Source organism: Streptomyces sp. NPDC029138 (assembly GCF_055564375.1).
The window spans coordinates 58,178-79,531 of the sequence record NZ_JBVHWM010000014.1; the positions used below are offsets into that span (position 1 = coordinate 58,178).

General features: G+C 69.7%; 26 protein-coding genes and 1 tRNA gene. 20 read left to right on the forward strand and 7 right to left on the reverse strand.

All coding sequences use genetic code 11. The features are described from left to right. Positions 1 to 5: 5 nt before the first annotated feature. Positions 6 to 659, reverse strand: a complete 654-nt coding sequence (locus ACZ4WH_RS14940) for a rhomboid-like protein (protein WP_468180324.1) — start codon at positions 657 to 659, stop codon at positions 6 to 8. On the opposite strand from ACZ4WH_RS14940, the gene ACZ4WH_RS14945 reads away from it, so the two are divergent. The 4 genes from ACZ4WH_RS14945 (at position 658) to ACZ4WH_RS14960 (ending at position 5,070) form a co-directional block, all read left to right on the forward strand. After that, positions 658 to 1,569 carry an aminoglycoside phosphotransferase family protein gene (locus tag ACZ4WH_RS14945; RefSeq protein WP_468180326.1) on the forward strand — a complete coding sequence of 304 codons (912 nt, stop codon included), beginning with the start codon at positions 658 to 660 and terminating at the stop codon, positions 1,567 to 1,569. The genes ACZ4WH_RS14940 and ACZ4WH_RS14945 overlap by 2 nt on opposite strands. A gap of 219 nt (positions 1,570 to 1,788) precedes the next feature. After that, positions 1,789 to 2,058, forward strand: a complete 270-nt coding sequence (locus ACZ4WH_RS14950) for a barstar family protein (RefSeq protein ID WP_468180328.1) — start codon at positions 1,789 to 1,791, stop codon at positions 2,056 to 2,058. A 391-nt stretch (positions 2,059 to 2,449) separates the two neighbouring features. Continuing rightward, complete coding sequence (locus ACZ4WH_RS14955; RefSeq protein WP_468180329.1) at positions 2,450 to 3,742, forward strand: AlbA family DNA-binding domain-containing protein; 1,293 nt, start codon at positions 2,450 to 2,452, stop codon at positions 3,740 to 3,742. 398 nt (positions 3,743 to 4,140) lie between these two features. After that, positions 4,141 to 5,070: an ankyrin repeat domain-containing protein gene (locus tag ACZ4WH_RS14960; protein ID WP_468180331.1), complete on the forward strand. Its 930-nt coding sequence runs from the start codon at positions 4,141 to 4,143 to the stop codon at positions 5,068 to 5,070. Here the strand turns inward: ACZ4WH_RS14960 and ACZ4WH_RS14965 are convergent. After that, positions 5,058 to 5,528 (reverse strand): NUDIX hydrolase, encoded by a 471-nt coding sequence (locus ACZ4WH_RS14965; RefSeq protein ID WP_031098699.1) that lies wholly within the window; start codon positions 5,526 to 5,528, stop codon positions 5,058 to 5,060. The two genes, ACZ4WH_RS14960 and ACZ4WH_RS14965, sit on opposite strands and share 13 nt — an antisense overlap. 27 nt (positions 5,529 to 5,555) lie before the next feature. After that, positions 5,556 to 6,287 carry an XRE family transcriptional regulator gene (locus tag ACZ4WH_RS14970; protein WP_468180333.1) on the reverse strand — a complete coding sequence of 244 codons (732 nt, stop codon included), beginning with the start codon at positions 6,285 to 6,287 and terminating at the stop codon, positions 5,556 to 5,558. Between the two features lie 157 nt (positions 6,288 to 6,444). Here ACZ4WH_RS14970 and ACZ4WH_RS14975 point away from each other — a divergent pair, with 157 nt between their 5' ends. The 13 genes from ACZ4WH_RS14975 (at position 6,445) to ACZ4WH_RS15035 (ending at position 13,615) form a co-directional block, all read left to right on the forward strand. Beyond that, entirely contained in the window at positions 6,445 to 6,801 is a 357-nt protein-coding gene (locus ACZ4WH_RS14975) for an SCO3933 family regulatory protein (RefSeq protein ID WP_468180335.1), read from the forward strand. Between the two features lie 2 nt (positions 6,802 to 6,803). After that, a complete protein-coding gene (locus ACZ4WH_RS14980; RefSeq protein ID WP_468180337.1) occupies positions 6,804 to 8,159 on the forward strand; it encodes an FtsK/SpoIIIE domain-containing protein in 1,356 nt (451 codons plus the stop codon). Positions 8,160 to 8,241: 82 nt separating this feature from the next. Continuing rightward, positions 8,242 to 8,400: a hypothetical protein gene (locus tag ACZ4WH_RS14985; RefSeq protein WP_199808486.1), complete on the forward strand. Its 159-nt coding sequence runs from the start codon at positions 8,242 to 8,244 to the stop codon at positions 8,398 to 8,400. Next, positions 8,400 to 9,068: a DUF2637 domain-containing protein gene (locus ACZ4WH_RS14990; protein ID WP_468180339.1), complete on the forward strand. Its 669-nt coding sequence runs from the start codon at positions 8,400 to 8,402 to the stop codon at positions 9,066 to 9,068. Before ACZ4WH_RS14985 ends, ACZ4WH_RS14990 begins: the two co-directional genes overlap by 1 nt. 22 nt (positions 9,069 to 9,090) lie before the next feature. Next, on the forward strand, positions 9,091 to 9,282 hold the full coding sequence (locus tag ACZ4WH_RS14995; protein WP_356861116.1) for a mobile element transfer protein: 192 nt from the start codon (positions 9,091 to 9,093) through the stop codon (positions 9,280 to 9,282). Positions 9,283 to 9,293: 11 nt separating this feature from the next. Next, the gene (locus ACZ4WH_RS15000; RefSeq protein ID WP_107066016.1) at positions 9,294 to 9,452 is read left to right on the forward strand and encodes a hypothetical protein; all 159 of its coding nucleotides are present in this window, start codon (positions 9,294 to 9,296) and stop codon (positions 9,450 to 9,452) included. A gap of 16 nt (positions 9,453 to 9,468) precedes the next feature. Continuing rightward, positions 9,469 to 9,783 carry a SpdD-like protein gene (locus ACZ4WH_RS15005; RefSeq protein ID WP_468180342.1) on the forward strand — a complete coding sequence of 105 codons (315 nt, stop codon included), beginning with the start codon at positions 9,469 to 9,471 and terminating at the stop codon, positions 9,781 to 9,783. Between the two features lie 94 nt (positions 9,784 to 9,877). Then, positions 9,878 to 10,429 (forward strand): GGDEF domain-containing protein, encoded by a 552-nt coding sequence (locus ACZ4WH_RS15010; protein ID WP_468180344.1) that lies wholly within the window; start codon positions 9,878 to 9,880, stop codon positions 10,427 to 10,429. 85 nt (positions 10,430 to 10,514) lie between these two features. Next, positions 10,515 to 10,697, forward strand: coding sequence for a hypothetical protein (locus tag ACZ4WH_RS15015; protein WP_468180346.1), 183 nt, complete (start codon positions 10,515 to 10,517; stop codon positions 10,695 to 10,697). Continuing rightward, the gene (locus ACZ4WH_RS15020) at positions 10,697 to 10,900 is read left to right on the forward strand and encodes a hypothetical protein (RefSeq protein WP_468180348.1); all 204 of its coding nucleotides are present in this window, start codon (positions 10,697 to 10,699) and stop codon (positions 10,898 to 10,900) included. Before ACZ4WH_RS15015 ends, ACZ4WH_RS15020 begins: the two co-directional genes overlap by 1 nt. Further along, positions 10,897 to 12,279 (forward strand): replication initiator protein RepSA, encoded by a 1,383-nt coding sequence (gene repSA / locus ACZ4WH_RS15025; RefSeq protein WP_468180349.1) that lies wholly within the window; start codon positions 10,897 to 10,899, stop codon positions 12,277 to 12,279. The genes ACZ4WH_RS15020 and repSA overlap by 4 nt, the downstream gene beginning before the upstream one ends. Further along, positions 12,276 to 12,464, forward strand: coding sequence for a helix-turn-helix domain-containing protein (locus tag ACZ4WH_RS15030; protein ID WP_468180351.1), 189 nt, complete (start codon positions 12,276 to 12,278; stop codon positions 12,462 to 12,464). Before repSA ends, ACZ4WH_RS15030 begins: the two co-directional genes overlap by 4 nt. Continuing rightward, complete coding sequence (locus ACZ4WH_RS15035) at positions 12,464 to 13,615, forward strand: tyrosine-type recombinase/integrase (RefSeq protein ID WP_468180353.1); 1,152 nt, start codon at positions 12,464 to 12,466, stop codon at positions 13,613 to 13,615. The genes ACZ4WH_RS15030 and ACZ4WH_RS15035 overlap by 1 nt, the downstream gene beginning before the upstream one ends. Before the next feature lie 81 nt (positions 13,616 to 13,696). On the opposite strand, the gene ACZ4WH_RS15040 is transcribed toward ACZ4WH_RS15035, so the two are convergent. Continuing rightward, positions 13,697 to 13,770: transfer RNA gene (locus tag ACZ4WH_RS15040), tRNA-Thr, on the reverse strand. Between the two features lie 207 nt (positions 13,771 to 13,977). Between ACZ4WH_RS15040 and ACZ4WH_RS15045 the strand changes: the two genes are divergently transcribed. The 3 genes from ACZ4WH_RS15045 (at position 13,978) to ACZ4WH_RS15055 (ending at position 16,624) form a co-directional block, all read left to right on the forward strand. Then, positions 13,978 to 15,114, forward strand: coding sequence for an ABC transporter ATP-binding protein (locus ACZ4WH_RS15045; protein WP_468180355.1), 1,137 nt, complete (start codon positions 13,978 to 13,980; stop codon positions 15,112 to 15,114). A gap of 216 nt (positions 15,115 to 15,330) precedes the next feature. Continuing rightward, the gene (locus tag ACZ4WH_RS15050) at positions 15,331 to 15,792 is read left to right on the forward strand and encodes a hypothetical protein (protein ID WP_468180357.1); all 462 of its coding nucleotides are present in this window, start codon (positions 15,331 to 15,333) and stop codon (positions 15,790 to 15,792) included. A 100-nt stretch (positions 15,793 to 15,892) separates the two neighbouring features. Further along, a complete protein-coding gene (locus ACZ4WH_RS15055; RefSeq protein WP_468180359.1) occupies positions 15,893 to 16,624 on the forward strand; it encodes a nucleotidyltransferase family protein in 732 nt (243 codons plus the stop codon). 93 nt (positions 16,625 to 16,717) lie between these two features. Here the strand turns inward: ACZ4WH_RS15055 and ACZ4WH_RS15060 are convergent, their stop codons facing one another. The 3 genes from ACZ4WH_RS15060 to cysS all read right to left on the reverse strand — a co-directional run bounded on the left by ACZ4WH_RS15060 (position 16,718) and on the right by cysS (position 20,982). Further along, positions 16,718 to 18,397: a DoxX family protein gene (locus tag ACZ4WH_RS15060; RefSeq protein ID WP_468180361.1), complete on the reverse strand. Its 1,680-nt coding sequence runs from the start codon at positions 18,395 to 18,397 to the stop codon at positions 16,718 to 16,720. Positions 18,398 to 18,547: 150 nt separating this feature from the next. Further along, positions 18,548 to 19,489 carry a 23S rRNA (guanosine(2251)-2'-O)-methyltransferase RlmB gene (rlmB, locus tag ACZ4WH_RS15065; RefSeq protein ID WP_468180362.1) on the reverse strand — a complete coding sequence of 314 codons (942 nt, stop codon included), beginning with the start codon at positions 19,487 to 19,489 and terminating at the stop codon, positions 18,548 to 18,550. 89 nt (positions 19,490 to 19,578) lie between these two features. Next, positions 19,579 to 20,982: a cysteine--tRNA ligase gene (gene cysS / locus ACZ4WH_RS15070; protein ID WP_468180364.1), complete on the reverse strand. Its 1,404-nt coding sequence runs from the start codon at positions 20,980 to 20,982 to the stop codon at positions 19,579 to 19,581. Positions 20,983 to 21,354 lie beyond the last annotated feature (372 nt).

The window sequence follows — 21,354 nt, forward strand, 5'->3', positions numbered from 1 at the left end:
GGACGTTAACCCCTGAGCCCGGCCAGTGTCTCCTTCGGATTCCATGCTTTTCCGCGGCCCCTGACCAGCGGATAGCAGGCGAGACCGATCAGCACCGCGACGAGGTGACCGAAGTCGGTGAAGGTCGGCCCGGCGGCCAGCGGCAGCCCGAACACGGCCAGCACCGCGAGCAGATACGCGTACCGCCACGGCGCCGCGATCCGGTAGACCAGCACCGCCATCACCCCGGCCAGCGCGTAACTCACCCCGATGTCCAGCGTGTTCACCGCCGAGTGCGGGGCCATGCCCCGGCGGATCGCCTCCAGCAGCAGCCCCTCGCTGATCAGCGAGGCCAGCACGTGCGCGAGCGCGCACACCGCCAGCCAGCGGGCCGTGCCCAGCCAGCGCTCGGCCGGCGCGTGGAACACCGTGTACAGGAAGGCGTACGGCACCCAGTGCCCGCTCTCGATCCACATCGCGCTGGCCACCAGCACCCGCACCGGATTGCGGGACAGCTCATGGATGTTCGTCGACCGCCGCCGCAGGAAGTGCTCCTCGAACTCCGGCGACATGTGGTGCAGCGCGACGGTCGTCACGACCAGGATTCCCAGCCACACGTACGTGCCGGGAGCACCGCGGACATACGCCCACACCCCGCTCAGGCCCCGGTGAATTCGCATGAGCCGATTCACGCACGCCGGTATCGTCCGCCGCGTGATCGACATCCCCGGTGAGCTGGCGGAGGCACAGGAGACGTACAACGGCGCGGCGGGGCGGGCGTTCATCGCCGCGCTGCCGGACCTCGCGGCCGACTTCCTCCGTCGCTGGCGGCTCACGCTCGACGGACCGTCGATGAACGGCGTCAGCGCCCTGGTCCTGCCGGTCGTCCGCGCCGACGGCCTCCGCGCGGTCCTCAAGCTCCAGCTGACGGACGAGGAGAGCGTGGGCGAACCGGTCGCGCTGCGCGTGTGGGACGGCGACGGGGCGGTACGGCTCCTGGACCACGACCCGGCCACCGGCACCATGCTCCTGGAGCGCCTGGACGAGTCCCGGATGCTGGCCGGCCTCGGCGACACCCGCGAGGCCGTCCTGGTCATCGCCCGCCTGCTGGCCCACCTCACCTCCTTCCCGGCCCCGCCCGGCCTGCGCCGCCTGGGCGACATCGCCGAAGCCATGCTGGAACGGACCCCCCGGGCGCTGAAGCGCGTCCCGGACCCGGAGGCCCGCCGGGTCGTCGCCGACTGCGCGGCCGCCGTGCGCGAGGTCGTGGCGGAGCCCGGCGACCGGCTGCTCCACTGGGACCTGCACGACGAGAACGTCCTCGCCGCCGACCGCGCCGACTGGCTCGCCATCGACCCCAAGCCGCTGGCCGGCGACCCCGGCTTCGAACTGTGGCCCGCCCTGGACAACCGCTTCGACGCGGCCGAGGTCCGCTGGCGCTTCGACGCGATGACGGACATCCTCGGCCTGGACCGCGCCCGGACCCGCGCCTGGACCCTCGGCCGCCTCCTCCAGAACGCCCTGTGGGACATCGAGGACGGCCGCCCGCCAGAAGCCCGACAACTGGAGATCGCCCGCCTGCTGCCATGAGAAAGCCCAGGTGGGAAGCGGTCCCGCCCGGGCTGTCGGAGCCCCCTGTCGGATTCGAACCGACGACCTTCGCTTTACAAGTTCGTTCTCCACCCGATCCGGCGGGGGCCCGCCTCGTGCACTGCTACCGCACACGACCGCCGGTTGCCGCCGCCGTCCGCTGCCGTCGATGTCACTCGTGGATGTCAGAACGCTGCGACCGCATGCAAGCATGTCGCCGTGATCACCATTGACGTCAGCGAGGTGACCGACGAGCGCGCCCTGCACCTGCTTCTGAAGCGGGAGCTGCGCCTCCCGGACTTCTACGGCATGAACTGGGCTGCCTTCTGGGACGCAATCACCGGACTGGTCAGCATCCCAGACCATGTGCGCTTCCTCGGCTGGAACCAGCTCGCGGCCGGCGTTCCCCGCGGGGCCGCCATGCTTCGCCGGGCGCTCGACGACTACCAAGCCACGCACCGCCCGGAGTTCGTCACTGAGTATGCCTAGCGATGAGCAATCTCCGGGTGCAGGCATAACACGACCAGTGTGGCAGATCATCGCCGGGAGCCCAGGCCAGAGCAGGGTGGGGGTGGTCACCCGCTGGTGCGGTCTGTCAGCGTTGGTCGACCTCGGACGGCCCACGGACGGCCCCGGGGACGGCATTGCCCCGGCTCGCAGCGGTCGGATTCCGGCCTGGAGGCCCAGCGCCTCGCGGCCACCACCTTGCCCGACGCTGAGTGTCGCTAACGCCCAGGCCATTGTCGTCACTGCCGTCGGTTGCAGCGCCCGGTGATCCCGCCCCTCGGCAGTGCGTCGCACATCTGCAGGCGTCTAACTCGCCGATAGCTAAGGCAGCAAAGGTCATGCACCGAGCTTGGTCACGACACATACTTGACACATGGCATTGGATGTCGACCACAGCAAAGCGTTCCGCACCCCGCTGCAACTTCGGTCGCTAGTAGAAGCCGTCAAGCTTGCAGGCGAACATGATGAGAATGACTGGATTGAGTGGAAATCGAGCTACAACCTGAGCGAAAAGCAAACCAAAGTCACTCTGGCACGCCACATCCTTGCCATGGCGAATCGATCGGTAGAGAAAAGCTCACAAGCGGCCAATGGCTACGGCTACATCCTGGTTGGAGTCGAACCTGGAGCCGTTACTGGAGTAACCACCATTGACCTGGCGGACCTGGAATCTGGGATTAGGCCATACTTGGGGCCACAGGGCCCTGAATGGATCCCCTCATACGTCAAGGTTAACGATAAAGAAGTCCTAGTTATCGCCGTTGATCCACCGAGGGACGGTGACCCTATCCACACTCTTCATAAGGATTTTGACAAGTATTACGCTGGCATGATTTTCGTTCGCAGGACCGCCCAGACAGTGGTGGCAGGGCCCGGCGAGGTGCTGCGCCTTTCCCAAAGGATGCAATCCTCCGAGGAGCGTCAATCGCTGTCACTCGAAGCCGTGAATAACCCGGTGGAGGTGCCACGTTGGCCATGGCTCGAAGAAGCAGTGGAGTCACTGCTCAACAAGGAGAGGACGATTCTAAACAAGGGGAAAAGGCGACGCCCTGCCTCGCAGAGCCCTTTCATCACCTCGGCAAGTTTTGATCGTCGATCCGAAGATGACTATGCCAGGGAAGCGGAGGAGTACCTGCTCAGCTACAGGAGATATGTCTTGGATGTAGCCATGCAGTCATACGCAAGGAAGGGTTTCGGGCTGCTGCAACTGCGGCTGAAAAACCCTCAAGAGCGCAGCTATCAGCAAGTGAGGGTCGAACTCGACCTCCCTAAAGGCATTTCGGCTATTTTGGCCGAGGATTACACCGGTGACGATTTCGAAGCGCCTGTCAGGCCAAAGCCTCTCGGCGAGGATTATTCGCTTATTCAGAGCAATATCATAAACATCCGGGATATCGCTCCCGTTGGCCGCGTTCCCGACGTTCACTTGCGAATAGAAGGGGACACGATCGTGTGCGACGTGGCCAGCCTTAGGGCTGAGGAGACCCTTTCTCTGCCTACCGCACATCTGATGACGTTCGAAATATCAGGTGGGTCGCCATCGGTAATCCCATGGTCCGTGACGGCAGTTAATGCTTTGGGACGCACGAGGGGGCACATCGAGATCGAACTCGGTGCCGAAATCGAGAAGCCTGAGGAAGGATCTGATCCGGGGGCGAACGAATAGGTTGGCGGAGCGGCTTTGGGCTGGAGCTGATTTGGCGCGAGTGATCATGGCCCATTACGCTGGCCAGCGGATCGGGCAGGTTTGTAAGCCTGCCCGTTAGTGCCCGATTTTGGGCCATGATCTTCGAGGCTCGCGCCAAATTGGCTGCCTAAAGCCGTGGAGCCGACCGCCCCAGCCGTAGAGGGTGTCTCCCCACTTCGTGCTCGCAGCCGCCGAGCGCGCCGCCGGGCGCGGCCAGCCGGGGCGAAGACAGGAGGCAGGCCGCGCCGCAGAGGCGGCGCGCGCCCGCGCCGTGCGCGGGCCTTGATGAAGTAGAGAAAGTTGTACCGCAGCCGCGATCAGCATCGCTCGATCGTGGCCCTGTCGGCTCACCGCGCGTCTCGACTACCGTTCCGGGTATGCCATCCGCACTGGACACGCCTCAGGGAGCCTCTGCACTCGCTGAGTCACTGCTTCCTCAGCTCGGGAACCGCTGGCTGCACACTCAGGCGGTGGCTGCTCGTGCTCAAGAGGCTGCCGCGGCTGTGCGTGAGGCTGATCGGGACCTCCTTGTCGCCGCAGCCTGGCTGCATGACATCGGTTACGCCCCCGAACTCCGTGACACCGGGTTCCATCCCCTCGACGGCGCCCGTCACCTGGAGGCACTGGGTGCGCCGGCGCGCCTGGTGCGGCTGGTCGCCCATCACTCCGGGGCTGTGTACGAGGCGGAGCAGCGGGGGCTGTCGGCAGAGCTGGCCGTCTACGAGCGGGAAGACTCCCCGGTCCTCGACGCGCTGATCTTTGCTGACATGACGACCGGTCCTGCCGGGCAGTCCTTTGACTTCGATACCCGCATTGACGAGATCCTGGTCCGCTACGAACCGGGCAGTGAAGTACACAACGCGATCAGCAAAGCGCGGCCCTACCTCGGCGCTGCGGTGGAGCGTACCCAGCGGCGAATCGCGGCGTTCATGTCGCTGCCGCCGAGTCAACGGGCGATCATCGACGGAAGTGGATGGTGGCCTCCGACGCTCTTCGCAGTGGAGCACCAAGACGTGGAACTGCTGGCTCGGCTGCTCGATGCCGGCGCAGACCCTGACGAAGGCAACGGTGCGACTCCCCTGACGCACGCGATTGACACGGAAGGCGACTCCGCGCTGCAAAGTGGTGAACCGCTCACCGTGGCGACAACGGCTGTGCTCCTCGCCTACGGCGCAGACCCGGAACTGCCCGATTCGACTGGCGAGACGCCGCTCCAGGTAGCCGAGCGCTACGACCACGCCCCAGCGATCCGGTTGCTGCGCCGGCATCTGCCGGACGATCGCTCCGGTAAGCGTCAGCCGATGTAGGGCTCGGTGCGGTCAGACAGGCCGTGCTCGATCCGCATGCGCATCGACGGGTGGATGCTCAGCTCGTCCAGCTTGCCCGGGTCGACGAACGCGACTTCCTTGCTCTCGCTGCTCGTCCGCAGCTGGCCGCCGACGATGCGGGCGTGGAAGCAGATGGAGAACTGCTGGCGGACTTCGCCATCGTCGTACGCCATGACGTGTCCGGGGTTCGTGTAGATGCCGACCAGGCCGGTTACCTCCACGTCGAACCCGGTCTCTTCCTTGGTCTCGCGCACCGCTGCGTCGGGGGCTGACTCGCCCAGGTCGATACCGCCTCCAGGCAAGGCCCAAAGATCATTGTCGGTCTTGTGGATCAGCAACACTTCTCCGGCCTCGTTGCGGGCCACGGCGGTCACGGAGGGAACGAGGCTGTTCGCCTTCGGGGCGTTCGGATCGTTGAAGTAGTCGACACGTGCCATGCGTTCAGCGTCGCATGCCGCGCCTTGCTACGCCGTCCGGCCACGCTCCCATGCATAGTCGAAGCTCCGCATGTAGTGCCGGAACGTGCGCGCTCCCGGCAGGTACTTGAAATGCATCACCGGGTTCTGCCCCGCGGGAGCGCCAAGCACATGAGGGTTCACCAGCACATCCTCATCGAACCGGTAGATGGAGTTGTAGAGGATCGTGTCGTGCAGCCGTACCTCGACACCGGGCGTCGACATGGCGGGCTGCAGGTACCGGCGAGTGATTCGGGCTCGCGCCGCGAGGTCGTCACCGATGCCCTCCTCTTCGCCACGCTGGCGAACAGCCTCCGACTCCGGGTCGCCCAGCAGGATCCGAACCTGCGCGCCGGCCTTCGCCTTGTCGGCCAACTGGTCGGGCAGGTCCGGGTGGCTGTCGAAGAGGAACAGCCCCGCGTACACCAGGATGTCGATCTGATCCGTCGCTTGCTCAATCAGAGACGACCACAGCGGGGCAGGTACCGCACCACGGTGCGGGTAGTACGTGATCAGCTCGGACGCGCTCGCCTTCTCGGCCTGCTTCTCGGCTGACGGCCACAGATAGACCTCATCGGCTCCCAGGAAGCTCGCGGCCTTCCATCGGTGCCCCCTGTGGGGCGTGCGGTTGGTGGTGATCCAGCGCTCGACGCTCTTGGGGTCTACTCCGACGTGCTCGGCAACGGACTGGATCGTCTCGCCCTTCGCCGAAATCGCTGCACGTAACCGCTCGTTCGCCATGGTGTGGCCTTCCCAGGGACCTGTGGGGACGTTTTGACGGTAGCTCAGACGTCCCTAAACGTCCATAGGGGCCGTGATGCGTCCACCCCATCTCGCGGTCTCCTGATCTCACCGACGGGATGTCGGTCAAGAACTCGCGGCAACAGGAGACAAGACGATGCGTCAGATCCCCGTGGACACGTCCGCCGCGACCGTGATGGTCGCCAAGACTCCGCAGCCCAAGGTCAAGGACCGGCGTACGGGTGAGATCGCCACCGACGCCGAGACGGGCGCCAAGCTGATGACCGTGGACGTGATGTTCGCGGCGAACGACGAGGTGGAGATCCTGTCCATCACCGTCCCCGAGCCGGGCATCTCCGGTGAGCTGACCATGGGCACCCCGGTCGCGCTCACGGGCCTGATCGCCCGGCCGTGGGAGAACGACTTCAACGGCCAGAAGCGCCACGGCATCGCCTTCCGAGCAGTCGCGGTCACGTCCCTCGTCGCCGCTGCTGCGAACTCCAAGGCGGCCTGATCATGACCGCCTTCACGGTCGCGCTGACGTTGGTCGTCGCCGCTGCGGGTCTCCTGCGGTGGCGGCGCCCCGCCTGGTACTGGATGACCTTCGGCGTCACCCTGGCGAGCCTGCGGGTCCTGGTCCGCTACGGCTCCGTCATGGACGCGTGCGGGCTGACGGTCCCGCCCTCCCGTTGGCGCCTGGCCCTGGCCCGGGTCATCAACCGGCCCATGCCGGAATCCCGACCGCCGCGCATCCTGCGCTTCCGCCCGACCCGGACCGGCCTGGTCCTGCGGCTGGGCCTGCGGCCCGGACAGGACGCCTTCGACGTCACCGCCGCCTCGGACCGGCTTCGCCACTCCTTCTCTATGTACGGCGTCACCTCGCGTGAGCTGCGCTCGGGTGTCGTGGAAGTGCGGATGACCGGCTACGACGTCCTCAAGCGGGTGCAAATGCCCGCCAAGGTCGACACCCGGCCGATGCGGGTCCCGGTTGCTCTGCGCGAGGACGGCTCGGTGCACTACCGCGACTACCGCGCCGTCCCACACGCCCTCACCCTCGGCGCCACCGAGTCGGGCAAGTCCGTCTATCAGCGCAACCTGGTTGCCGGGCTCGCTCCGATGGACGTCGCCCTGGTCGGCATCGACTGCAAGCAGGGGGTTGAACTGTTCCCCCTGGCCCGCCGGTTCTCCGCCCTCGCCGACAACCCCGACACCGCCGCCGAACTGCTGGACGCGCTCGTGTCCCGCATGGAAGGGATCTACCAGCTCATCCGCGCCGAACAGCGCATTACCGCGGCGGTGCCAGACGCCGAGATAGCCGCCGACATCTGGGACCTGCCCGAACACCTGAGGCCGGTGCCGGTCGTGGTCCTGGTCGATGAGGTCGCCGAACTCGCCCTGTTCGGCAGCAAGGACGAGGAGAAGCGGCGCGACCGCATCATCACCGCCCTGGTCCGCCTCGCCCAGCTCGGCCGCGCGGCCGGCATCTACCTGGAAATCTGCGGACAGCGCTTCGGCTCCGAACTCGGCAAGGGCATCACCATGCTCCGCGCCCAGCTCACCGGCCGCACCGCGCACCGCGTCAACGACGAGACATCCGCGAACATGGCCTTCGGTGACATCTCCCCGGACGCCGTCCTCGCCGCCATCCAAATCCCCGCAGAACTGCGCGGCCTTGCCATCGCCGGGGACTCCACCGGCGGCTGGCACCGCATCCGTGCCCCGCACACCTCGCTCCGACAGGCCGTCAACACCTGCAACCGGCATGCCAACCGCACACCGGACCTGCCCGAGCTGGCCGCCTTCCGGCCGGAGTTGACCGCCACCGCCGCAACCGCAGTGCCACTGTCCAAGACGGCTCCTGCCACGGCCTGACCATTCCGCTCCCCGGTCGGCGCGACCGCTTTCGCGCCAGGTCCCTACCCCTGCCATGCCTGCTGAAGGGAGAACCCCCGTCATGTGCCCCGACTGCGAGGACTTCGCCCGCACCGTCCTGCTCCTGGGCCAACTCGCCCTCTACGCCGACACCACCGGAGCGGACCTCGACTTCGTGGACGCCGTCAGCCCGTCCCTGGCCGCCTCGCTCCCGCAGCCGCCGACCGGTGAGGAGTCCTGATGACCGCCCGTCACGCCCTGCGCGTCGACGCCGTCCTGGTCCAGGCCGTCATCGCCGGAGCGCTGTCCTTCGCCCACCTGCACGACCTGGCAGCCGCTGCCGGACAGGACGGCTGGAAGGCCTGGGCCTACCCCGTCTCCGTCGACCTGCTCCTGGTCGCCGCCTGGCGACGGCTCCGCAGCGAGGGCCCGTCCCGCCTGGCCTGGTGCTGGTTCCTCATCGCCCTCTTCGCCTCGCTCGGCGCCAACGTCGCCACCGCCGGATTCCTCGACCTGACCGACCCACCCGCCCTGCTCCGCCTCGGCATCGCCGGATGGCCCGCCCTGGCCTTCCTCGGCGGCACCCTCCTCGCCCACTCCGCCAAGCAACCGACGACCGAACCGCCGGCACCCGACCCGACCCCGGAACCCAAAATCACGGACGACCACGAACCGGCCCCCGAACTCGCCCCGGACCCGGAGCCCGCCCCGGACCCGGTGGAGGAACCTGCGGCACTTCCGCCCGCCGACCCAGTGCCCGCAGTTCCCGCCGTTCTCATCGACCACGCCCGCAAGGTCGCCGCCGACTACCGCGACCGCACCGGCGCACCCATCGACACCGACACCCTGCGCGCCCGCCTCGGCGTCCCGCCCCACCTCGCCGACGCCATCGCCGCCCAGCTCGCCTGACCCGGAAGGAGAACCAGCCGCCATGCCCGCCCGCGACAACTTCCACTCCGTGATGCGGATCGGCCCCGTGCAGATCGGCACCCACCGCGACCGCAACGGCCGGACCAAGTACGCCGCCGTGTGCACCGCCGACCGCTGCGGTTGGTCCGCCGACTACTCCAGCCAGACCGCCGCCCAGCTCGCCGCCCGCACCCACCGCTGCCGCGTCCGCTAGGAGACACCGTCATGCAGGTCCCGCTCTGGTTCGCTCTGGCCGTCGTCGGCTACCTCGGCGTCAAGTTCCTCCGCCCGCCCTGGTGGCTCGTTGCCGTCCTCCTCCTCGGCGGCTACCTCCTCGCCGACAGCGTCCTCGCCCCCGCGATCGACACCGCCCTCACCAAGTAGCGAAGGGAGAACCGCCATGCTCCGCCCGAAGATCCCGACCATGCCCACCCCGACCGGACGCGTCTCCCCGCCCGCCGTCATCGAGCCGACCACCGTGGTCCAGCACCACCCGACGCCCGCCCCCGCCCCGGCACCCCAGGCCCCCTCCCGGCCCACCGTCCAGCTCACCCCGGGAGCCGTCCTCGCCCTCGTCGGCGGCGGTACGGCCGTGGTCCTGGTCGTCGGCGCCGTCCTCGTCTCGATGCTCCTGGCCGTCGCCGTCACCGGCGCGTCCGTCGCCGTCTGCGCCGTGGTGATCCGCTCGCTCATCTCCTCGCAGCACCGCCGCTGAACGGTCCCGGGGGCGACGCACAAGCCGCCAAGCACGCCGCCGCTCCTGGGACCGGGTTCCGCCAAGCCAACCGCCATCGCCAAGGGACACAGACATGGACCTGCAGACAGCCGCGAGCATCGTGCCGTTACTCGGCTGGGCCGTGCACGGCGGCATCCTCACCCGCCGCCTCGTCTCCGCCCGCCGTGACCCGCTCACCGGCCTCCTGACCCGCGCCGGATGGACCGCCCGCGCCGAACACTGCATCCGCCGGCACCCGAGTGCCGCCGTCCTCCTGGTCGACCTCGACCACTTCAAGACCCTCAACGACACCCACGGCCATGCCGCCGGGGACGCCGCCCTCGTGGAGATCGCCGCCCGGCTGCGCGCCTGGTGCGGACGCAACGGCACCGCCGGCCGTCTGGGCGGGGATGAGTTCGTCGCCGTGATCCGGGACCTGGCCGCCGTCGACCTCGACGCGCTGACCGCCGCACTGCACCGGCCGCTGCCCTACGCCGGGACATTGCTCCCGCTGGCCGCCTCGGTCGGCGTCTGCCCCGTCGCGGAGCTGGCGGTGCCGCTCCTCACGGACGCGCTTGCCGCCGCCGACGCGGCCATGTACGCGACCAAGGGCCGCACCCGCCGGGGCTCCCGCACCACTCGCTGAAAGGCCACCGGGTGGCGCACAAGCCGCCAAGCACGCCGCCACCCGGGGCCGTTCCTTCCAACCGCAATCGAAAGGAACCACCATCATGGCCCACCACACCCCGCCGCGGGCGAGGATCTGCCCTGCCTGCGACGGCTTCGCCTCCGCCGCCGTCACCCTCGGCGGCCGCGACCACCGTGGCCACCTGCGCACCATCACCGCCCACTGCCCGGCCTGCCACGGCACCGGCACCGCCCGCCCCGCCCGCCGGCAGGGGGTGAACGTCTGATGCCCCGCCGCTGGAGCCTCGAAGTCGACCGCATCCTGTCCGACGGACTGGACGGCGACTACGACCGCCTGAAGAAGACCGCCAAAGCCCACCAGCTGCACGACACCGACCGGACCACCAAGCCCGACCGCCACGGCCGCTCCTCCAAAGCCGCCGCGAGCGAAGACGCCAACACCCCGCAGAAGCGAGGTTGGCGCCGTTGACCCCGAAAGCCCTGCTCGACCCGACCACCCTCGGCGACCTGCTGAGGGTGGCTTCGGCCCCCGACTACACCCGCTGGGAAGACCAGGTCCGCCGCACCGGCGGCTGCGCCGACCCCATCCACCTGACCGGCTGGGTCCTGCACAAGGACAAGACCACCGGCGAGACCCTGCACCACTACTCCACCGAGACCGAGCCGGGCGGACGGCTCCGCCTCGCCTGCGGCAACCGCCGCGCCTCCCGCTGCCCCGCCTGCGCCTGGACCTACGCGGGCGACACCTACCACCTGATCCGTGCGGGCCTGGCCGGAGACGACCGCCGCGACATCCCCGCCACCGTCCGCGATCACCCGCGCGTCTTCGCCACCCTCACCGCCCCGTCCTTCGGCCCGGTCCACAACCGTCCAGACCGGGACGTCTGCCGTTGCGGCACCCGCCACGGCGCCGACGATCCCGCCCTTGGCACCGCCCTCGACCCGGCGACCTACGACTACGCGGGCGCTGTCCTGTTCAACAACCACGCAGGACAGCTCTGGCAGCGCTTCACCAATCGGCTCCGCCGCGAGATCGCCGCCCGCGCCGGCATCACCCAGCGGGGGCTGAAGGAGTGCGCTCGGCTGTCGTACGGCAAGGTCGCCGAGTTCCAGAAACGCGGCGCCGTGCACTTCCACGCTGTCATCCGCCTCGACGGCCCCGACGGGCCAGACGCCCCGCCCCCGGCCTGGGCAACAGTCGACCTCCTCACCGACGCGATCCGCGCCGCTGCTACGCACTCCTACACCTCGGTCTCCGTCCCAGCCGCCGCCGACCTACCGGCCCGGACGTTCCGCTGGGGCCGACAGCTCGACGTCCGGCCGGTCAAGGCCTTCGGGGACGGCTCCGACATCACCGAACAGGCCGTCGCCTCCTACGTCGCCAAGTACGCGACCAAAGCCGCCGAGAACACCGGCACCCTCGATCGCCGCATCGGCGAACTCTCCGAACTCGACCGCCACGGCGTCCCCGACCACACCCGCCGCCTGATCGAAGCCTGCAAGCTGCTCGACCCGCTGTATCCGGACCGGCGCCTGTGGGCCTGGGCGCACATGCTCGGCTTCCGCGGCCACTTCAGCTCCAAGTCCCGCCGCTACTCCACGACCCTCGGCGCTCTCCGCCAGGCACGTGCCGACTACCGAGCCGCCCAGGAACGCGAGGCCCTGGGCCTGGACGACACCGAGCCGGACACCGTCCTCGTCCTGGCCGACTGGCAGTACGCCGGCCACGGCCACACCCCCGGCGAGTCCGCCCTCGCCTCCACCATCGCTCGCGATCTCCAGCTCAACCGTGAGACCGCCCGCGAAGCCCTACGCGACCACCTGGCCCTGGAAGGAGCCGCCGCATGACGACCGCATCCGCCGAGCTGCTGACCGTGCCGGAAGTCATGGCCCGGCTAAAGGTCGGCCGCTCCAAGGTCTACGACCTGATCCGGTCGCACCGCCTGACCTCGATCAAGATCGATGGCGCTCGCCGCATCCCTGCCGACGCCGTCCGGGACTTCATCCTCGGCCAGATCGAGGAGGCTGCCTGATGGCCACCGAGCGCAAGCGCAACCCGAACGGAGCAGGCACCATCACCAAGCGCAAGGACGGCCGCTTCCAGTGCGCGGTGTACGTGCTCCAGCCGGACGGCACCCGTGCCCGCAAGTTCGCCTATGGCAAGACCTGGGCCGAGTGCGACGCCAAGCGCCGGGAACTGCTCGCCAAGGTCGACCAGGGCGTGCCCGTCCCCACCCGCTCGGCCAAGCTCGCCGAGTGGCTGCCGTACTGGCTGGAGCACTTCATCAAGCCCAACCGCAAGCGGACGACGTACAGCAAGTACGCGATGCACGTGCGCCTCTACCTCGTGCCGCTGCTCGGCGCCAAGAGCCTGGAAGCGCTGGGGCCCCGCCACGTGCGAACCCTCGTCGCGGAGGTCTCCCGCCGCGCCTCGCCGGCCACGGCCAAGGAGGCGCACCGCGTCCTGAGGACCGCCCTCACTGCGGCCTGTCGTGAGGAGCTGGTGACGCGGAACGCCGCCTCCCTCGTGGAGGCCCCGAAGGTGCCCCGCCGCGAGCTGACTCCGTGGACGCTGGACGAGACGCTGACGTTCCTGGAGCACGCGCGCCGCGATCCGCTGTACGCCGCCTTCGTCCTGGCGGTCGCCATGGGTCTGCGGCGCGGCGAGATCCTCGGGCTCCGCTGGTCGGACGTGGACCTTGAGCAGCGCGTGTTGCGAGTCAGCAAGCAGGTGCAGCGCGTCGGCGGGGAGCTGTACGAGGACACCACCAAGAGCGGCCGGGCGCGTCCCGTGCCCCTCCCCCTCATCTGCCTGGCGGCGCTCCGCTGGCACCGGATGCGGCAGGCGGAGGCTGCTCGGCTCAAGGGGGTCGAGTTGACCTCGTCTTCGTACGTCTTCACCACCCGCACCGGCCGTCCGATCGACCCGCAGAACGTCAACCGGTCGTTCTTCCGCATCACCGATGCCGCCGGCCTTCGGCGCATCCGTCTGCACGACGCCCGGCACGGCTGCGCCACGCTCCTCACCGCGGCCGGTGTCGCGCCCCGCGTCGTGATGGAGATCCTGGGGCACAGCCAGATCAGCATCACGATGGACGTCTACACGCACGTGACCTCGGACACACAGCGGGAGGCCATCAGCCACATGGACCGCCTGCTCAGGCGGCGTATCGACCGTGAGTGACCGCCCCGGTTGATGTCACCCGTGGATGTCGAACGCCCCGGACCGATCATCGGCCGGGGCGTTTGTGCTGCTCAGGATGAGAGCCCCCTGTCGGATTCGAACCGACGACCTTCGCTTTACAAGAGCGGCGCTCTGACCAGCTGAGCTAAGGAGGCGTGCATCTGGGTGCTCGTGCAGTGTACCCAGGTCTCGGGGCGGCCCCGTCGAAAATTTCCGCGAAGTTCACACGGGTCGAAGTACTGACAGAGCGAGTGAACGCCAGGTACCGTCTCGACCCAGTTCACTCACGTGGACTACACCAACCACCTTCCTACAACGGATCGTCCGGCACGTTCCTGCCGGTAGAAGGGGGCCCATTCACCATGGCCACAGTCACGTTCGACAAGGCGACCCGGATCTACCCGGGTTCCACCAAGCCCGCCGTCGACGCACTCGAGATCGCGATCGAGGACGGCGAGTTCCTCGTCCTGGTCGGCCCGTCCGGTTGCGGAAAGTCCACCTCCCTGCGGATGCTCGCGGGCCTGGAGGACGTCAACGCCGGCGCCATCCGCATCGGTGACCGCGACGTCACGCACCTGCCGCCCAAGGACCGGGACATCGCCATGGTGTTCCAGAACTACGCCCTCTACCCGCACATGACGGTCGCCGACAACATGGGCTTCGCGCTCAAGATCGCCGGCGTCAACAAGGCGGAGATCCGGCAGAAGGTCGAGGAGGCCGCGAAGATCCTCGACCTCACCGAGTACCTGGACCGCAAGCCGAAGGCGCTCTCCGGCGGTCAGCGCCAGCGTGTCGCCATGGGCCGCGCGATCGTCCGCGAGCCGCAGGTCTTCCTCATGGACGAGCCGCTGTCCAACCTGGACGCCAAGCTCCGCGTCTCCACCCGTACGCAGATCGCGTCCCTCCAGCGCCGCCTCGGCATCACCACCGTCTACGTCACCCACGACCAGGTCGAGGCCATGACGATGGGCGACCGGGTGGCCGTGCTCAAGGACGGCATCCTCCAGCAGGTCGACTCGCCGCGGAACATGTACGACAAGCCCGCGAACCTGTTCGTCGCCGGCTTCATCGGCTCCCCCGCCATGAACCTGATCGAGGTCCCGATCACCGACGGCGGCGTGAAGTTCGGCAACAGCGTCGTCCCGGTCAACCGGGACGCGCTGAAGGCCGCCGCCGACAAGGGCGACCGCACGGTCACCGTGGGCGTCCGCCCCGAGCACTTCGACGTGGTCGAGCACAACGGCTCCGTCGCCGCCTCCCTGTCCAAGGACTCCTCCGACGCCCCGGCCGGCCTCGCCGTCTCCGTGAACGTCGTCGAGGAGACCGGCGCCGACGGCTACGTCTACGGCACCGTCGAGGTCGGCGGCGACACGAGGGACCTCGTGGTCCGCGTCAGCAGCCGCTCCGTGCCGGAGAAGGGATCCACGCTGCACGTCGTGCCGCGGCCGGGCGAGACCCACGTGTTCTCCACGTCCACCGGCGAGCGGCTGTCCGACTGACGGCCCACGGCATCGGAAGGGCCCCGCGCGCTCGGCGTGCGGGGCCCTTGTCGTCGGATCGTGCCGTCGGATCGTGCCGTCGGATCGCCGGATCGTGCCGTTGGATCTTGTCGTGGGGTGGTTCGTCAACCCGTTACCCGGAAATCAACGCCTTCTCATCCCCCATAAGAGTGACGCAATGTCTCCAAATCATCACGGGGCGCTACCCTCACACGCGTGAAGCACTCCACCACCCCACAGACGCGACGCGGCCACCGGGGCGGCCCTGCCCGCCGGATCGGCCGCACTCTCGCCCTCGTCCTGCCCGTCGTCCTGGTGCTCTCCGGGACCCTTGCGGTCACCCGGGTCAACTGGACGGGGAGCCCCTCCAGCTCGGTGCTGGCCGCCTCCGACGTCTCCTCGGCGGAGGTCTCCGCCAAGAAGGTCACCCGCGCCCCGCAGGACGTGCTCCGCGACCAGCTGATGATCGAGTTGCAGAACAAGAACCCGGGGGTGGTCCTCACCCACCTCCAGCAGGCCGTCAACGGCCACCCCTCGCTGGCCCGGCACTGCTCCTCCATCGCCCGCGCCCTCGGCAAGGCCGCAGTGCGCATCTACGGCGCCTCGCGCGCCCAGTCGTACGCCCGCCCGGTGTGCGACACGGCCTTCGCCTCCGGCGTCCTGGCCGCGCACAGCTGAGCACCGGGAACAGCCGGCTCCGGTGCGAACCGGGTAACGGCTCCTCAAGGAGCGCGTTGCCGCCGGCGCACAGCGGTGGGGCGCCACGTACAGTGCGGTCATGACCCATCCGAACGCCGCGTCGCGCCCCACTCAAGCCGTGGTCCTGGCCGGTGGCCAGGGCTCGCGGCTGCGTCCGTACACCGACGACCGGCCCAAGCCGATGGTCGAGATCCCCGGTACGGGCACGCCGATCATCGGCCACCAGCTCACCTGGCTCGCCGAGGAAGGTGTGACGGACGTCGTGGTCTCCTGCGGCCACCTCGCCGACGTCCTCCAGAAGTGGCTGGACTCGGCCGACCTGCCCGTCTCCGTCACCACGGTCGTGGAGACCGAGCCCCTCGGCCGCGGCGGCGGCCTGCGCTACGCCGCCGCCCGTCTGCCCCAGCCCGACCAGCCCTGGTACGCCACGAACGGGGACATCTGGACGCGGTTCTCCCTGCGGGACATGGCCGACTTCCACACCGAGCGGGACGCCGTCGCCACGCTGGCGCTCGCCCGGCCGAGGATTCCGTGGGGGGCCGTGAAGACCGACGGGTTCGGGCACATCACCGACTTCATCGAGGCGCCGCCGTCGACGTTCGAGATCAACGCGGGTGTCTACGTGTTCTCGCCGGAGTTCGCCTCTCTGCTGCCCGAGCGGGGCGACCACGAGCGGACCACGTTCCCCCGGCTGGCCCGGGAGAAGAAGCTGGCCGGGTTCCCCCTTCCGCAGGGGGCGTACTGGCGGGCCATCGACACGGCGAAGGATCTGACCGAGGCGGCCAAGGAACTGGCGACGCTCGGTCGCTGACGGTTCCCCGCGCCCCTGGTCAGGTCCCCCGGCCCTCAGCCGGAAAGGGCCCCGTACCTTCCCGGTACGGGGCCCTCTGTCTGCCTTGCTCCGTCAGCCCAGCAGGCCGCCCACCAGGCCCGGCTGGCCCGTGGACGTGCTGCTGCCGCCCGAGGACGTGCCGCCGCCCGTGGTCGAGCCACCGGTGCTGGTGCCGCCGCCGCCCGTGCTCGTCGGGCCCGCCGTCGTGCTGGGGGCGCCGCCGGTCGTCGGGGACGTCTGGCGGGGCGGGACCTGGCCCGTGGTGCCCTGGGCCTGGGTCGGGGCCGTGGTGGTGCCGCCGGTGGTGGCGCGGCTCGTGCCCGGGGTCGTCGCCGCCCCGGAGGGGCTCGCGCCTGCCGTGGCGCCGCCCGTCGGGGAGCTGGAGGCCGCCGGGGTCTTCCGGTGCCGCGTGCCGGGCTCCTGCGGGAGCGGGGAGCCGGGGAGCTGGTTGCGCGGCGCCTCGCCGGGGCCGGGGACGACCACGCGGCTGGAGTCGCGGACCGCGCCGCCCAGCAGGGAGCCGATGAACAGCGTCAGGCCGACCGTGACGGCCGTGATCAGCGCGCCGCGGCGCAGGACGTAGCGGCGCAGCTCCCAGATGTCGGCGCGGGGGCCGAGGCGGCGCCAGGCGCCGCCCGCGAGACGGCCGTCCACGGAGTAGACCGGGGCGCCGGCGATGATCAGCGGGGACCATGCGGCGAGGTAGATGATGTCCGGGGCGTCGTAGACCGGGACGGTCTTCCAGCTGACGGTGACGATCAGGGCGGCGGAGAGCATCGCGCCGACGACCGCGGCGACGCGCTGCCAGCAGCCCAGGATGGTCAGGACGCCGACGACGACCTGGAGGAAGGCGATGACCAGGCCGGAGCCGACCGGGTGGTGCAGGGCGAACTGGCGCAGCGGCTCGGCGACGTCCCAGGGGTGCAGGGTGTTGAGCCAGGTGACCATGGAGCCGCGCTTGCCGCCGTCGAAGTAGACGGGGTCGCACAGCTTGCCCATGCCGGCGTAGATGGAGATGAAGCCGAGGAAGATGCGCAGCGGGAGCAGGACGACGCCGAGGTTGAGCCGGCGGCCCGGGTAGTAGGCGTGCCGGGCCGGGTCGTCGCCGTGGCGCTTGGCGGGGCGCGCGGTGTCTGCGTCGGTGGCGGACTCGGTGTCGGTGTCGGCCGGGTAGGTGTCGTACGGGTCGTGGTCGGCGTCGGCGTAGGTCAGGTCGTCGTAGGCGCCGGTGACCGTGCGCATGTGCGGCAGGAGCCGGGTGCCGTCGGCGTCGGGGGCGGTGCGCTGGTGGCCGACGACGGGGGTCTCGACGGTCAGGTCGCGTTCGTCGTAGGTGTCGGCGAAGCCCGTCCGGACGCGCGGGATGACCTGGGTGGCGCCGGCCTCGGGCTCGTCGGCGTGGCGGACGCTGCTGCCCCGCACGGCCTGGAGGAGCCGGTGGGCGCCGGTGTCGTCGGGGGCGGACTTGCCGCTCCACACGACGGGGCGGCGGCGGCCGGTGGCACCGGCCCGGCCCGCCGTGCCCACGACGGGCATCCGGGCGGTGTCCTGGGTGGCGCTCAGATGCCGGGCGATCCGCGGGGATTGGGTGCGCTTGGCCGCCGCGCCCAGCTGCACGCGGAAGCTGGCGTGATTGACGATGACCTGCGCCGGATCGCTCGGCACCTTCACCATGCTCAGCGCGGGAGCGTCGTCGAATCCCGACGAGCGGTCCCCCGTGGGTGTGCGGGGTGTTCTGGTGTCCACACTCATCTAACCGAGTGCCGTGGCGTTAGGACACTGCTTTGACCGCCCGGATGTGTCCGGACCCCGTCAAAGCGGCCCTTGACGCCATATGGACGCCCGAATTACCCCGCAGGAGTGAAATTCCGGACGGGTGTTCAGTCCCGTCCGGACGGTTGTTCAGCTCCGCCTGCGGGCGGACTCGTAGAGCACGATCCCCGCCGCCACACCCGCGTTCAGCGACTCGGCGCCACCCGGCATCGGGATGCGGACGCGGAAGTCGCAGGTTTCGCCGACCAGGCGGGACAGGCCCTTGCCCTCGCTGCCGACGACGATGACGACCGGACCCCCCAGGGCCTCCAGCTCGCCGAGTTCGACCTCGCCGTCCGCCGCCAGGCCGACCACCGTGAGGCCGGCCTTCTTGTAGGACTCCAGGGTCCGGGTGAGGTTGGTGGCGCGGGCGACCGGCGTACGGGCGGCCGTACCGGCGGAGGTCTTCCAGGCGCCGGCGGTCATGCCGGCCGAGCGGCGCTCGGGCACGACCACGCCGTGGCCGCCGAAGGCGGAGACGGAGCGGACGACGGCGCCGAGGTTGCGCGGGTCGGTGACCCCGTCCAGGGCGACGACCAGCGGATCCTCGCCCTCGTCGGCGGCGGCGTCGAGCAGGTCCTCCGGGTGCGCGTACTCGTACGGCGGGACCTGGAGGACCAGGCCCTGGTGGTTGAGCCCGTTCGTCATGCGGTCCAGCTCGGGACGCGGCGCCTCCATCAGGTTGATGTTGCCGCGCTCGGTGGCGAGCTGGAGGGCCTCGCGGACGCGCTCGTCGTTGTCGATGAACTGCTGGACGTAGAGGGTGGAGGCCGGGACGCCCTCGCGGAGCGCCTCGACGACCGGGTTGCGGCCGACGACCAGCTCGGAGGCGGACCTGCCGCCGCGGCCCCGGGCCATGGGGCGGCGCACGGCCTGCTTCGCCTTGGCGTTGGCGATGCGGTTCTTCTTGTGGCCCTTGCGCATCTCGGCCGGCGGGGTCGGCCCCCGGCCCTCCAGCCCCTTGCGCCGCTGGCCGCCACTGCCGACCTGCGCGCCCTTCTTGCCGGACATGCGACGGTTGTTCGCGGCCATGACCTACCTGTCTTCGTGAGCTTTCGTACGTACGTCTTATGCAGTGTGCCGCCCGGACGGCCGGGCGGCACAATCGATCAAGCGGAGCGCTAGCGCTGGCCGAGGCTCCAGCGCGGGCCCTGCGGGCTGTCCTCGATGACCAGCCCGGCCTGGCCCAGCTGGTCGCGGATGGCGTCGGCGGTCGCCCAGTCCTTGCGGGCGCGGGCGGACTCGCGCTGGTCGAGGACCAGGCGCAGGAGGCTGTCGACCACGCCGTTCAGATCCTCGCCCCGGTCGCCACCCTCAGCGGTCCAGTGCGGGTCGAGCGGGTCGAGGCCGAGGACGCCGAGCATGGCCCGCACCTCGGCGAGCCGGGCGACGGCGGCCTCCTTGTCGTCGGCGGCCAGCGCGCTGTTGCCCTGCCGGACGGTGGTGTGCACGACGGCGAGGGCCTGCGGGACGCCCAGATCGTCGTCCATCGCCTCGGCGAAGGCGGGCGGGACCTCGGCGGCCGGTTCGACCGTCTTCCCGGCCAGCTCGGTGACCCGCTGGACGAAGCCCTCGATCCGCGCGAACGCGGACTCGGCCTCGCGCAGGGACTCCTCGCTGTACTCGATCATCGAGCGGTAGTGCGGGGTGCCCAGGTAGTAGCGCAGCACGACGGGACGCCACTGCTTGACCATCTCGCCGACCAGGACGCTGTTGCCGAGCGACTTGGACATCTTGTCGCCGGCCATGGTGACCCAGGCGTTGTGCACCCAGTACTGGGCGAAGTCGTCGCCGTAGGCCTTGGCCTGGGCGATCTCGTTCTCGTGGTGCGGGAAGATCAGGTCGAGGCCGCCGCCGTGGATGTCGAAGGCGTTGCCCAGGTACTTGTGGGCCATCGCCGAGCACTCCAGGTGCCAGCCGGGGCGGCCGGGGCCCCACGGGGTCGGCCAGGTCGGCTCGCCCGGCTTCGCCGCCTTCCACATGGCGAAGTCGCGCGGGTCCCGCTTGCCGGTCTCGCCGTCGCCGGACGGCTGGAGCAGGTTGTCCAGCTCCTGCCGGGACAGCTCCAGGTAGTGCGGGAAGGACCGTACGTCGAAGTAGACGTTGCCGTCGGCCTCGTAGGCGTGCCCGCGCTCGATGAGGCCGCGCATCATCTCGACCATCTCGGGGATGTGGCCGGTGGCGCGGGGCTCATAGGTCGGCGGGAGGCAGCCGAGGGCGGCGTAGCCCTCGTTGAAGGCGCGCTCGTTCGCGTACCCGATCGACCACCAGGGCCGGTTCTGCTCGTGGCTCTTGGCGATGATCTTGTCGTCGATGTCGGTGACGTTGCGGATGAACGTCACCTCGTAGCCGCGGTACGCGAACCAGCGGCGCATGATGTCGAAGTTCAGGCCCGAGCGGATGTGGCCGATGTGCGGTGCCGCCTGCACGGTGGCGCCGCAGAGGTAGATCGAGACACAGCCCGGCTTGAGCGGGGTGAAGTCACGGATCTGCCGGGCGCTGGTGTCGTACAGGCGAATAGTCACCACTCCAGGGTAGTGGGCCCCGGGCAGTGCCATGCGCCTTCCCGCCAGGAAGACACCTCACCACCCGACCTCGCCCCCGACCACCGCCACAAGCGCCCGGCACCTCCGAACGCCGTCACAAGCGCCCGACCACCTTCCGCGGCCGGATCCGGACGACCACCCGTTCCGCGTCCTGCGCCGACGCCGGGTTACCTCACCCGACAGCGGGCTCCGCCCACGGGCCGCGCAGTCCTCACCGGACAGCCTCGAACGCCGTCACAAGCGCCCGGTACCCCCGAACGCCGTCACAAGCGCCCGACCACCTTCCGCGGCCGGATCCGGACGACCACCCGTTCCGCGTCCTGCGCCGACGCCGGGTTACCTCACCCGACA